Source organism: Helcococcus bovis, from assembly GCF_046035835.1.
Classification (GTDB): domain Bacteria; phylum Bacillota; class Clostridia; order Tissierellales; family Peptoniphilaceae; genus Helcococcus; species Helcococcus bovis.
Map to the genome: position 1 here is coordinate 64,356 of NZ_JBFNGB010000003.1, position 13,712 is coordinate 78,067.

Consider the following 13,712-nt stretch of genomic DNA (forward strand, 5'->3'; position numbering starts at 1 on the left):
ACTTTAGTCGATTTTATTTATTTTTATTAGCATAAAATTCATCTAATACTTGTTCAGTATATTTACCAAAAGTTCCTCTTCCATCTTCTCTTTGGTTATCACCAACATATCCATTTAACTCAATTAGGACTGGTTCATAATTTTCATCAATAGCAAAATCCCATCCTATAATTCTTAAGTGAGGAAATTTTTTATGATATTGTTTTACTAATGTTTCTACCTTATCATAACCAATTAACTTTTCTCTTTGAATTTTATTTCCATTATCATCAAAATTTACCATTTTGTCGCTAACGAATTCATAATCTACTAAATAGCCTTCATCATCTATAAGTCTTGATTTGCCTCCATTAGAATAATTATCAACTACAGCTCCTTTTGCTCCAATCCTCAATATCTTAGATAAAATTACAACTTCATTATTTATGATAAGAGAAATAGGTCTAATAGTATTTACACTTGAATCATTAAATTTATTCATTTGTTCTGATTGTTTAATTAATTCTTGAGCAACAAAATCTCCACTTTTAATTTTTATTTCTATTTTTCTTAAAGCTTCTCTTTCATCTGTATTAAAATCAATAACTTCAACCCCTCTTCCCTTCATATTGTCTGAAGGTTTTATTATGACCTTACCAAATGATCTTAATAAATTAATTGCTCCATCTTTAGTTACCAACTCATCATTATTTGTTCTATAAAATCCATGAGCATATTTTATAATAGTGTTTGCTTTCTTTGCTTCTGGTAAAAAATATTCAAAATAAATTTTATTATATAAAAACTCATCATATCTTGAATCATTTAGATATCTATTTAATTCTGCATAATAAAAATCATCTGGTATCATGTATGGATCAAACTTTTGTTCTTTATATCCTGTATATTGGAACCATTTTTTATCTGGTTTCATACCATATTTTGCCCAAAATGGAGCTACTACTTTATTATATTCTTCTTCACTTCCTTCATAGTATCCATTTGTTTCCATTTTATGATCTAGCCATTTTCTTTCACTTGCTTTAAGTTTTTTTATTCTAAGTTTTTCTTGTATCCTTGCTATTTTACTTCCCAAAGTATTCTTCTTCATCATTTCCACCTTTTATATTTAATATTACTTTAATAATTTAAAATAATACTCTATTAATTGTATCTAAATAATTTTATAATGTTGTTTTAAAATCCTTAAATTCTTCTAATCTTATGTTAAATGCTTCTTTCATTTCTTTATAAAATTCTAACTTTGGATTTTCAATAAAATTTTTCATAAATTGTAGTGTGAAATCCGGATTCATAATCAATAGTGGCCCTATCAAATAGGTACCATAAAAGTTTTTATAATTAATCCCTTCATTTTTTGTTTCCTTATCCATTCCGACACCCCTAATTGTCTTAAATAGATGTGGAACATTATTTTTTATTGGATGAGCATATGTAAATTGCGTCTTAAATCCTATTACGTCAATATCATTATATGTACCATGATATAATGAATTTATTCTACTCATCATTTGTCTTTTTGCATAATATGAAAATATACCTAATCCATTTATTTTTTCTCCATTGTCTTTTTCAATGTATTCAAATAACACTTCCATAGCGTTACCAATAAATAAGAATATATTTCCTTCTTCAATTTTTTTCTTTATTTCAGCTTTATATGGAATCCATTTTTCAATAATTTGTTCTTGGTATTTTTCAGCCATAGGTCCTAAATAAATCAAATCAATTTTTTCATCCAAAAATCTTGGTTTTTCTGTAATGTGCGTTTTTATAACTTGAGCATAAGGAAAAATATTACTTATAAAATCAATATGTCCCATTTCCCCAAATAAATTTGCAATATCAGGATATAATACTTCTATTTTCATTTATCCAACCTCTCTTGCAAAATGTTTTCTATTTCTTTTTTAACTTTACCTGTCAAATCTAATGTATCAATATCATTTAGTAAAAATATAGTATCAATATTATCATAATCTATAGCTTCAGCCACACCACTCCAACCATCAATACTAATTATCTTATTTTTATCTATACCAGAAAGTAACAATGCAACCTCTTGGTCCTTAAATCTCTTACCACATGTAATATATTGTTTTATGTTTTCTGAATCTTTTAAATATCTAAAATCCAAATCATATAGCCATGATGTATTTTCAGAATTTTTATACCCTATGTCATGCTTGGAATTTCCAAAAATAACAGCAATGTTTCCCGGTTGCTTTCTTATATAATCAAAAGTTCTGGATGCAGAAATTGGATTTATTGCCTTTGCCATAATATAAACCAATCTCTTATCTCCAATCATATAGTCATTATATCTAGATTTTACAACTTCAACATCTTCAAAATTTCGAATTAATTCATTCATAGAAAATCCTATTTCACTCAATGCTGTAATGGCAGCTAATAAATTATATAAATCAACAATATTACTACTTTGTAAATTAAATTTATATTCTTTTGAATCATGTTCTATTATTGCAAACCTATTTTCTAAATCAGCAGATTTAACTAAATAATCCGGTTTAAAATTTTCAAATCCACAATTTTCACAATGATAACGTCCTATATGGTTATATCTTATAAACTCTGGAGTTAATCTGTGATTACATTTCGGACAGTTTTCTACATCTTTTATCCTTGAATTTCTTTCCTCTTCTTCTCCATCAAGTAAATTAATTGAAAAGAATGTTTTTTCTCTATCTTTATCTAATAGTGAACTTATTAAATCATCAGAATTTAATATTAATTTAGTTTTTTCTGATACTGAATCTTCTAATATATTAAATATATAATCAGCATGGGCATTTCTTTTTGAGGAATCTCTGAATAGATTTGTAACTATTAGGTAATCTGGTGTAAAATGCTCATAAACTCTATATGATGATCTTTCATCAACTTCTATAATTCCATATTCATAATCTAAATTTCCCTTCAAATCTGAAAATTTAATAAATGATGCAATTATGCCCTCCACAGTATTTGAACCATAATTATTATGAATATACTTAATTTTTTTTTTGTTTAGAAAATCAGAAATCATGTTCGCCGTTGTTGTCTTTCCATTCGTGCCGGTGAGAGCTATTGTCGTCTTTGGAACTTTCATATATTTGATAATATCCGGACATAATTTATATGCTATCATTCCCGGTAAATATGTAGCTCTTCTACCTAATAGATTCATAGTTTTAATTATAAATTTAGAAGTCCACAAAGCAGCATAAAATCTCAAACTTTTTTTCATAATTAACCTTTCATTCCATAATACATTTAAAACATAAACATTATATAACATTTAATATTATATATCAATTAAGATTACAAATTCTCATACATGTTCACATATTCATTATTTTTTGTATCTTCTGGATTCATATCATTAAATAATCTGCTTGTTAGATATTTCGCTGAATTATATCCCAAATTCTTTTGTCTTAAATTTCTAACTGCAACTTCCAGTATCATGGCAATATTTCTCCCTGGTTTTACTGGAACAGTTAATTTAGGGACTTCAACTCCTAAAATAAAATCTGAATCATCTTCCAATCCTAACCTATCATATTCTTTATTTTCATCCCATTTTTCCAATTCAATTACAATATCAATTCTTGTATCTATTTTTACCGAACCTACTCCATACAGTCTTCTTATATCTAAAATACCGATACCTCTAATTTCCATAAAGTGACGAATATTTTCTGGAGATGTACCATATAATTGATTATCAATCTTTTTTATGTCTACAACATCGTCAGCTACAAGTCTATGTCCTCTTATTACTAAATCTAGTGCTGTTTCGGATTTACCTACTGATGATTGTCCTCTTATAAGCACACCAGACCCATATACTTCCATTAAACCAGCATGAATGGTCAACTCTTCAGCTAAATGTTTTTCTAGGGACATACTTAATTTACTAATTAATTTAGTTGTCGCATATTCTGAAATAATTAATGTTTTATTATAATAATTTGCTAAATCTAGGATATCTTGAGTTACATCTCTATTATATGAAAAAATTATACATGGGATATCTTCAGATAAGATACCTCTAAATCTTTCATATCTCAACTCTGGGGTCATTTGCATGTAGTAATTATATTCTACATTACCAATAATTTGAATTCTTTTATATGGAAAAGCTTCCATAAATCCTGATAATTGTAAACCCGGTCTATTTACATCACCATTTGCAATTTCTATTTCTTCATAATCTCTTGCAGGCATTATAACCTTTAAATCTAACTCTTTAACTAATTCTGATAATTTAACACTTTTAGCCATTTTTCTCTCCAAAATATTTTATAATATTATTTGCTACAACTTCATTTATATTATCTACTTCTAACAACTGCTCTTTTGTCGCTTTTTTTATATTAACTATAGAACCAAATTTTTTTAATAATGATATTATTCGTTTTTCACCAAGACCTTCTATTTTAGTAAGTTCAGATTCAAACATTTTCTTTTTATGAACATTATTAAAATAATTTATCGCAAATCTATGGACTTCTTCTTGGATGTCATATAAAAATCTATAGATTGCAGTATCATTTTCTATTGGGATTTCCTTATTTTCATAAATTATAGCTCTTGTTTTATGCTTATCATTTTTAACAAGCCCTATAACTTTAATATCTTGATTAAATTCTTGCATTACTTGCAAAGCAATATTTACTTGTCCTTTTCCGCCATCCATTATTATTAAATCAGGTTTTTTTGAAAAACTTGTATTATCTTCATCGCTTATAAGTCTTTTAATTCTTCTTGTAAGCACTTCTCTCATAGACCCATAATCATCGGCCCCTTCAATAGTTTTAATTTTAAATTTTCTATAGTCCTTTTTAGATTTTTTCCCTTCTTGATACACAACCATAGATCCAACTGAATCAACTCCGGATATATTAGAAATATCATAAGCTTCAATCCTATCAATCGGGAATATACCTAAAAATTCCTCTAATCTCTTTAATCCAAGATTCTTATTTCTCTCTCTATTATCCATTTTCTTTAGATATTCTAACATCATCTTCTTTGCATTTTTCGTTGCCATATCTAAATAACTTACTTTTTCACCACGCATCGGAACTTTAAGTTTAACTTTAGAACCTCTTTTTTCCGACAAAATCTCTTCTATAATTTGATAATCTTCAGGTAATTCAAGCAAAATAATTTCTTTTGGAATGTATGTCATATCGAAATAAAATTGCTTCATAAATGAAGATAAAATTTCAGCGTCATTATTGTCCATATCATTTTCTATAATAAAATGTTCCCTATCTACTATTTTCCCACTTCTCATGAAAAATACTTGGATAGTTACAAATTTTCTCGCTTTAGATAATGAAACTATGTCCATATTTTCAGAATTAACCGTGGTAACTTTTTGTCTTTCCATAAGACTTTCTATATTAAAAATATGATCTCTATACTCTTTAGCTCTTTCAAACTCAAGATTTTTTGAATAAGAAAGCATTTTACCCTCTAATTCTTTAATAAATTCTTTAACATTCCCCTTTAAAAAATCTCTTACTTTTTCAACATTTTTCATATATTGATTTTGATCTTTATAATCATGACTTGGATCATTGTATTTATATAAAAACTGCTTCAAAGATGGTCTTTTAACACTATTGAAATTTTGCTCAATCTTATCAACTCGAAGTTTGAATGTGTTTTGCAACAATCTGATAACGTCATTAACTGCATAGGCATTTGGATATGGCCCAAAATACTCATTCCCATCATTTTTAACTTGTCTAACTTTTTCGATTCTAGGAAACGCCTCATTTGTAAGCATTATGTATGGATACTGCTTGTCATCTCTTAGCAAAATATTGTAATGTGGTCTATGTTCTTTAATGAAATTAGATTCAAGTACTAAAGCTTCTACTTCATTTTCAACAATGATGTACTCAAAATGGTCTATTTTTTCAACCATTTTAAGTACCTTCATTGATTTATTTTTTTCACCATTAAAATATGATCTAACTCTATTTTTCAAGTTTTTAGCTTTTCCTACATATATTATGTTGTCATCCTTATCTTTCATCAAATATACACCAGGCAAATCTGGCAATCTCGATAAATCATATTTTAAGTCATTCATTATATTTCTCTTGTTATCTTTCTTAAGTAAATTAAATCATCACCATCTAATTCTTTAGATAGTCTATTGTAACATTCTGCATTATAGCTATTTAACCATTCTAATTCCCAGTTTTCTAATAATTCTTTCTTAACTGGTCTTGTATCTATTGGTAAATACAATAATGTTTTGATTTCTAAAATATTTGGTTCTTCTGCTTCATCAACATAAACGATATTTTCGATTCTTATACCATGTGATCCTTCGATATATAAACCTGGTTCAATAGAAAATATCATACCTTTTTGTAAAATGATACCATTATCTCTTCTTGAAATGCTCATTGGTCCTTCATGAACTCCTAGCATAAATCCAACTCCATGTCCTGTACCATGATTAAAGTCTAATCCATATCTGTATAGTGGATTTCTTACTATAGAATCTAAGAAATATCCAGTAGAATTATTTCTAAACTTAGCTGTTAAACCTGCAATAAATCCCTTCAATGTCAATGTATAATGCAATTTTTCATCATCTGTAAGTTCACCTAAAGCAAAAGTTCTTGTAATATCTGTAGTACCTTCTAGATATTGAGCTCCACTATCTACTAAATATAATCCTTTTGTTTGCAATGTTGCAGGTATTACTTTTTCTGGATCATAGTGTGGCATAGCTGCATTTGCTCCATATGCTGAAATTGTAGTAAAACTTGGTTCAATAAAGTTTTCTTGTTGTTCTCTAAAACTTAAAAGTTTTTTAGCTGCAAATACTTCATCAATAGTTCCAGACTTAACTCCTGTTTCAACCCAATTAAAGAATTTAGTCAATGCTATAGCATCTTTATGGAATGCCTTCTTTTCATTTTCAATTTCAGTTTCATTTTTAATCATTTTCATTAATGTAGTTAAATTTGTACCACGTTTGATTCTAACATTTTTATTTATACTTTGGTAAATTCTAACATTTGTTCTATTAGGATCTAAGTAAATTGAATTTGATCCTCTTATTTCATTTAAGACATCAAATACTGCATCATATTTGTATACTTCTATATTATTAAATCTTAAATATTCTCTTACTTCTAAATCTACTTTATTTTCATCAATAAATAAGATAGCATTTTCATATCCAATTAATGCATATGAGAAAAATACTGGAGTAGCATATATATCATCTCCTCTTAAGTTAAATAAATATGCTATATCTTCCAACGCACCTATAAATCCATAATCACATTCTATTTCTTTTAATCTTTTTCTAAATTCTTTTAATTTTTCAGATACTGATTGTCCTGTATATTTTTCTCCAAAAATCCATGCTTCTGATTTAGGTAATTCAGGTCTATTTTCCCAAATATCCGAAATAAAATCTACATCCGTGATAAGTAGTCTGTCACCTAATTTATCATTTATTGAGTCATATTGTGCTAAAGATAAACATTTTCCATCAACAGCAACTTTACCAAATTTAGATACTTCTTCATTTATAAATGTTAAATAATCAATATCTTCACCCATTCTGTATAGTTTGAATGGAGAATTTTTCAACTCATTTTCTGCTTGAACAAAATATCTTCCATCAGTCCATAATCCAGCCTTATCTCTAGTAACAACGGCTATTCCTGCTGAACCTGTAAATCCTGAAATATATTCTCTTGTCTTGTAATAATCTGATAAATATTCTGATTGATGAGGATCTGATGTTGGAACAATATATGCTTCAATATCTCTATCCATCATTAAATCCCTAAGACTATCAACTCTATCATAAATACTCATAATTTTTGCTCCTTTTTAGTACTATATATTCTATTATACATTAGTATAAAAAAAATGACTAGAATAATTGAGTATTCTCAACATTCTAGCCAAAAAATTATTTAACTTTTTCTAATTTTAATAATTTAGAAACTACCATTGTCACAATTAAAACTACAAATCCTGGAAGTAACCAACCTAAACTTTGTCCAAATAAAGGTAGTTGTTTAATAAGAGCAGTTAATCCTGGAACTTCAATCTTAGCTACCAATAAACCTTCAACTACAGCTATTACTGAAACTACGTAAATAGTTGCTTTATATGCTAATTTACTAAATCCTAATTTATCATGTACTAATGTTAATAGTATCAATGTTAATGAAACTGGATATATTGAAACTAATACTGGAACTGATACTGCTAATATAGTATTTAGTCCAAAGTTTGCCACAACAAATGAAAATACCGTGAAGAATACTGTCCATTTTTTATAGCTTATTTTATTATTTGTTAATTTTGCAAAATATTCACTACCACTAGTTATCAGTCCAACACATGTTGTTAAACATGCCAATGTAAATATAGAAACTAATAATACTCCACCAAAATTACCAAATACTTTATTTACAGTAGCAACTAATATTTGCGCTCCATTTTCAGCACCTGCTGTCATTTGACCTGTAACCATTCCTACATATGAAAGCATTGCATATATTACAAATAAAACGGTACCTGCTAAAAATCCTGCTTTAACAGTATATCCCATAACATGCTTCTCGTCTTTAACGTGGAATGATTTTATCGCTAATGCAATTACTAACCCAAAGTTAAGTCCTGCAATTGCATCCATTGTGTTATAACCTTCTAAAAACCCTTTAACCGGAGCATTTGTTACATATGCTTCAACTGGTTGAGATGGAGCATTGATGTCTGAAGCAACTACACCAACAAACATAAATAAAATAAGTACTAATAAAGTAGGTGTAAGCACTCTACCAACTCTATTTACCAATTTACTTGGATTTAATGAAATTAAGAATGCTGATAAAAAGAAAAATAATGTGTATAAAAGTCTTAAAGAAAATACATTAACTCCTTCTGGTAAATATTGTTGTACTGCCATTTCAAATGGTAAACTTCCTGCTCTTGGTATCCCCAGTCCTGGTCCGATTGATAAATAAATCAATGATGTAAACACCAATGAGAATACTGGTCCAACTCTGTTTGCTAAATTTGTCAACCCTGATGTCTTAGCTACAGATATTACCGCTAAAACCGGAAATACTACAGCTGTTACAGCAAAGAATAATAAACTCACAAAGGTTAAATTCCCTGCTTGATGTCCTAACATTGGAGGAAATATTAAATTTCCTGCCCCAAAAAACAAACCAAATAGCATTATACTAACGCTTAAAAATTGATTTCTAGATAAACTTTTTTTCATAATCTTCTCCTAAAATATATTTTTATATTTAAAATAAAAAATCCTTTGCTATTTCTAGCAAAGGACGAAATAATCGCGGTACCACCTTTTTTCTTCACGTAATGAAGCACTTATAACATCTAACAATGTCAGGTATTTATAACGTAAACCACTACGGAATTTCTTACTACTAGTTCAGAAATTCAATAAAAAAGATGATTTTCAAAAGTAATCCACACTGTTTCGCACCATACAACAGCTCTCTGTAGTTTCAAAACTTTTTACTCTTTCTTTTATTTTTAATATATTAACTGCTATTATAAATAAATTTTTTCTATATGTCAAGCACAAAATATTATTGCATGTTTTGTGCAATATACCCAACATAAAATGAAAATGCTATTATAAAAATAAAATAAAGTATAAATACGTAATCTGTAAATAAATTTTTTAAATATTTTTTCTCCATTTTATCTATTTTTAAATTATTCTTAAATTCTTTTCTTCTTTTTTCAGTAAATAATTGAACTAGCGCACTAAATCCTAAAAGTATCAATATAATTGAAAAAATGCCTATTTGCATTGATTCTAAACCAAAATTTGATGATAAAAATCCTACAATTGCAACAATCAAGTTATTGATAACATGTAATATTAAAGCATCTCTAAATGAATAGAAATAAGCGACATAAGTAAATACTAAGGCTAATCCAAAAGTCCCTAACCCTTGAATTATGTTTAAATGAGAAAATGAAAATAATATAGACACCAAGAGTATGCTTGCCATTTTCCCATATTTTCTAGTTGCATTTAAATAAAATCCTCTAAACTGCAATTCTTCCATTGCCGGTCCAAAAATTACAGCATAAATAAATAATGTTATATTTAAATTATCTTGAATCATTTTAGTAACATTTGGAGAAGGTATATTAAGCTTACTTACAACAAAATTAGTAAAAATACTAAATATTAAAGTTATAGCATAAGATAAACCTACAAAGAAAAATAAATCTTTTATACCGAAATATTTTTGTTTTTGACTTCTTAAATTTTCCAAAGATTTTTTGCCAACAAAGAAATATATTGGGATTATACCTAAACCAACTATTGTTATTTGTCTAATCCCTATATCCTGTATAAACCCTGTTAAAGAAGCTAAAATATTGATACTTAAAAAATATATCAAATACGAAAAAATTATTTTTCTATTTGCCTTCCTTGCTTCCACTAAGTTATAATTTTCATTTTCTAATAAATTTTCTAAATTATTTTCCATTAACAACTCCTAAACATTATGTCTAAAGTGAGTAATATCACCATCTTGCATAATATAATCCTTACCCTCTAGTCTAACCTTACCAGCTTCTTTAGCTTTAGTCATTGAACCATCATAATTCATAAGTTCATCAAAGGAAATTATCTCCGCTCTGATAAATCCTCTAGATATATCAGAATGAATTTTACCAGCAGCATCAACAGCTTTTGTCCCCTTTTTTATTGTCCAAGCTCTAGTTTCAATTTCCCCGGTGGTTATAAATGAAATTAATCCCAATAAATCATAACTTGCAATAATAAGTTTTTCTAAACCAGGTTTTTCTAGTCCAATCATTTCTAAGTAATCCTTCTTTTCTTCATCTTCCAGTGTCGAAATTTCAGCTTCAATTTTAGCTGAGATTACTACAACTTTGGCCTCTTCTGTCTTTGCAAATTCTCTAACTTGTTGCACATATGGATTTGATTGTCCATCATCAGCAACTTCTTCTTCAGATACATTTGCAACATATATTATAGGCTTTGTTGATAATAAATTATATCCTTTTAATATTTTTTGCTCTTCTTGTGTTAAATCTAAAACTCTAGCACTTTTTCCTTCTTCTAAAGTTTTATATACTCTTTGTATCAACTCTAATTCAGCTTTTTTTTCCTTATCAGATTTAGCCAATTTATTTAATCTATTCATAATATTTTCAAGCATATCCATATCAGAAAAAATTAGTTCTAAATTAATAGTTTCAATATCCTTCAACGGATTTACTTCACCATCTACATGAATTACATTAGGATCTTCAAAGCATCTTAAAACTTCAACGATAGCTTCTGATTCTCTAATATTCGCTAAAAACTTATTACCTAAACCTTCTCCCTTGCTAGCACCTCTAACAAGCCCGGCTATATCATAAAATTCTATGTATGCAGATACGATTTTCTTTGAATTATTTAATTCTGATAATTTTTCTAATCTATAATCCGGAACGTCTACAACCCCTACATTTGGTTCAATAGTTGTAAATGGATAATTAGCTGATTCAGCTCCCGCCTTTGTAATAGCGTTAAAAAGTGTTGACTTACCCACATTTGGCAATCCTACTATACCTAATTTCATTTTTACCTCTTCTTTCTATACCAAATAATTATAACTTAAAATTTAAATAATTTGAAGATAAACCGACAATTTAATGTATAATTGATATATGAAAACTTTTTGGAGGAAAAATGAATAAATTAAATATTAAAACTATAGCTTTAGACCTTGATGGTACATTACTAGATAATGAACATAATATTCAACCCAAAACTAAAAAAGCTTTAATCAAATTACACAATGAAGGGGTGAAAATTATATTAGCATCCGGTAGACCTGTGCTTGCAATGCTAAAATATGCTAAAGAGCTTGAATTAGATAAAAATAATGGAATTATAATTTCCAACAATGGTGCAATAGCTTATGATGTAGCAAATAATAAATTAATTTATGAAACACCTTTATCTAAAGAACTTGTTTATGAAGTTTTAGATTATGTAGAAGATAAAAAAATATATCCAATGATTAATAGGGATGAATATATGTATGTTGAAGATGTTTACAATGCTGTTGTTGATACCGGAAATTTAGGTAAAGGAAGGATAAATGTTATTGAATGGGAAGCAAGAAATGGTGGATTTTTACTTCAAGAAGTAAAATCATTAAAAAATTTTGTAGATTTCAATATAAATAAAATCCTTACAATAATGGAGCCAAAATACCTTGATGATGCAAAAGCAGAGATAACTGAAAAATTTAAAGATAAACTTTATGTAGCTCAAACGTCACCATTCTTTCTAGAATACATGAGTTTAGGAGTAAGCAAAGCAAATGCTCTTGAAAAATTAGGTATCAAAAGTGAAACTTTATTATCTTTCGGTGACAGTTCAAATGACAAGGAAATGGTCGAATATGCTAAATACGGAGTTGCTATGGGAAATGGTAAAGAAGAAGTTAAGGATGCAGCTGTCCATGTTACTGATGACAATAATAACGAAGGAATTTTCAAGGCATTAAAACATTTTGGATTAATTTAAATAAAAATTTGTAAAATTAATTGTTACAATTTAAATACAAAATCACATCACATATGTTTGACAACTCCAGAATTTTTATTTTTCATCATTCAACTATTTCAAGAAATCTTATAAAGATGGGTTCTTTAAAATCCGTTGAGGAAGAAAAAATTTTCCTCAACGGATTTCAAAGAACTATTAATAATCATAATATTTTTCTAATATTTCATTTGGATTTAACACTATATCGAAATTAAAATGTATAAATTGTTGATATAATTCTGTTCCATTTTCTAAATTTAAATCATTATATAATATATCATAACCCAATACAAACAGTATTTTTTCTTTTACTATCTCTCCAAATTCATTCGTATATTCTAATTCTTTTATACTACCTTCTGTAATTTTCTTTATATATTCATTATTAACCTCATCAAATATACCAATTTCAAAATTAATTTTACAATAATATATTTTTTCCATATATGATAAAATTTGTTCATTTATATAATTAGCGACCAATACTTTAACTGTTATATTCATAACTTATTCTCATTTCTTAAATCTGCCATCCCTTAGAAGCTTCAAAGCTTTTCTTGCGTTTGCATTTCCTCTAGATGCAGCATTCATTATTTCTTCAATTGTTTTATATAAAAACTCAGATGGGAATTCTCTTCTAATTCTAGCTTTTCTAAATTTAGAAATTATTTCATCAGCGGTCATCGAAATACTTTCTTCCTCAACATTATTATTTTTGAAATAATTAACCACTTGATTATACAACCAAGTTCCTGTTTTTATTACAGCGTCTCCTATTATAATAACCCCCGCAACTGTTATTACTACTTTTCCAATACCTGGAATCCAATATGTGCCAGCTAAACTTTTCCAAATTATTGATGTATCGCTATAAGCTTTTACAAAAATATTATTATCTATACTACCATAGTGTGATTCCAATAAAATGTTTGATTTATAACTTTTAGACAATAAATTTATAATTTCTTTTTTGTAAAGTATTTTCCATTTATATAAATTTCTTCCACGATATCATCAACAATTAAATTATTTCTGATTTCATTTGTTGCTAATACAGATGCAACTCTAAAGTTGCATA

At 27.5% G+C, this 13,712-nt stretch carries 12 protein-coding genes and 1 other annotated feature; of the genes, 1 reads left to right on the forward strand and 11 read right to left on the reverse strand.

Going from position 1 to position 13,712, the window contains the following annotated elements:
- Positions 1-13: 13 nt before the first annotated feature.
- The 9 genes from ABGF48_RS01780 to ychF form a co-directional block, all read right to left on the reverse strand.
- Positions 14-1,090, reverse strand: coding sequence for a sugar-transfer associated ATP-grasp domain-containing protein (locus tag ABGF48_RS01780; protein WP_408104640.1), 1,077 nt, complete (start codon positions 1,088-1,090; stop codon positions 14-16).
- A gap of 73 nt (positions 1,091-1,163) precedes the next feature.
- Positions 1,164-1,871: a hypothetical protein gene (locus ABGF48_RS01785; protein WP_408104641.1), complete on the reverse strand. Its 708-nt coding sequence runs from the start codon at positions 1,869-1,871 to the stop codon at positions 1,164-1,166.
- On the reverse strand, positions 1,868-3,250 hold the full coding sequence (locus ABGF48_RS01790) for a MurT ligase domain-containing protein (protein WP_408104642.1): 1,383 nt from the start codon (positions 3,248-3,250) through the stop codon (positions 1,868-1,870). Before ABGF48_RS01790 ends, ABGF48_RS01785 begins: the two co-directional genes overlap by 4 nt.
- A 74-nt stretch (positions 3,251-3,324) precedes the next feature.
- Positions 3,325-4,290 carry an HPr(Ser) kinase/phosphatase gene (gene hprK / locus ABGF48_RS01795; protein ID WP_408104643.1) on the reverse strand — a complete coding sequence of 322 codons (966 nt, stop codon included), beginning with the start codon at positions 4,288-4,290 and terminating at the stop codon, positions 3,325-3,327.
- Complete coding sequence (gene uvrC / locus ABGF48_RS01800) at positions 4,283-6,115, reverse strand: excinuclease ABC subunit UvrC (protein ID WP_408104644.1); 1,833 nt, start codon at positions 6,113-6,115, stop codon at positions 4,283-4,285. Before uvrC ends, hprK begins: the two co-directional genes overlap by 8 nt.
- The gene (locus tag ABGF48_RS01805) at positions 6,115-7,872 is read right to left on the reverse strand and encodes an aminopeptidase P family protein (protein ID WP_408104645.1); all 1,758 of its coding nucleotides are present in this window, start codon (positions 7,870-7,872) and stop codon (positions 6,115-6,117) included. Before ABGF48_RS01805 ends, uvrC begins: the two co-directional genes overlap by 1 nt.
- Before the next feature lie 97 nt (positions 7,873-7,969).
- Positions 7,970-9,295, reverse strand: a complete 1,326-nt coding sequence (brnQ, locus tag ABGF48_RS01810) for a branched-chain amino acid transport system II carrier protein (RefSeq protein WP_408104646.1) — start codon at positions 9,293-9,295, stop codon at positions 7,970-7,972.
- A gap of 57 nt (positions 9,296-9,352) precedes the next feature.
- Positions 9,353-9,575: a binding site (T-box leader), on the reverse strand.
- A 54-nt stretch (positions 9,576-9,629) separates the two neighbouring features.
- Entirely contained in the window at positions 9,630-10,550 is a 921-nt protein-coding gene (locus ABGF48_RS01815) for a CPBP family intramembrane glutamic endopeptidase (protein ID WP_408104647.1), read from the reverse strand.
- A gap of 9 nt (positions 10,551-10,559) precedes the next feature.
- Positions 10,560-11,657: a redox-regulated ATPase YchF gene (gene ychF / locus ABGF48_RS01820; protein ID WP_134711563.1), complete on the reverse strand. Its 1,098-nt coding sequence runs from the start codon at positions 11,655-11,657 to the stop codon at positions 10,560-10,562.
- A gap of 110 nt (positions 11,658-11,767) precedes the next feature.
- On the opposite strand from ychF, the gene ABGF48_RS01825 reads away from it, so the two are divergent.
- Positions 11,768-12,613 carry a Cof-type HAD-IIB family hydrolase gene (locus ABGF48_RS01825; protein ID WP_408104648.1) on the forward strand — a complete coding sequence of 282 codons (846 nt, stop codon included), beginning with the start codon at positions 11,768-11,770 and terminating at the stop codon, positions 12,611-12,613.
- Positions 12,614-12,790: 177 nt separating this feature from the next.
- Here ABGF48_RS01825 and ABGF48_RS01830 read toward each other — a convergent pair whose 3' ends face one another.
- Both ABGF48_RS01830 and ABGF48_RS01835 read right to left on the reverse strand, forming a co-directional pair.
- Positions 12,791-13,138 carry a hypothetical protein gene (locus ABGF48_RS01830; RefSeq protein WP_408104649.1) on the reverse strand — a complete coding sequence of 116 codons (348 nt, stop codon included), beginning with the start codon at positions 13,136-13,138 and terminating at the stop codon, positions 12,791-12,793.
- A gap of 9 nt (positions 13,139-13,147) precedes the next feature.
- On the reverse strand, positions 13,148-13,585 hold the full coding sequence (locus ABGF48_RS01835) for a hypothetical protein (protein ID WP_408104650.1): 438 nt from the start codon (positions 13,583-13,585) through the stop codon (positions 13,148-13,150).
- Positions 13,586-13,712: the final 127 nt, after the last annotated feature.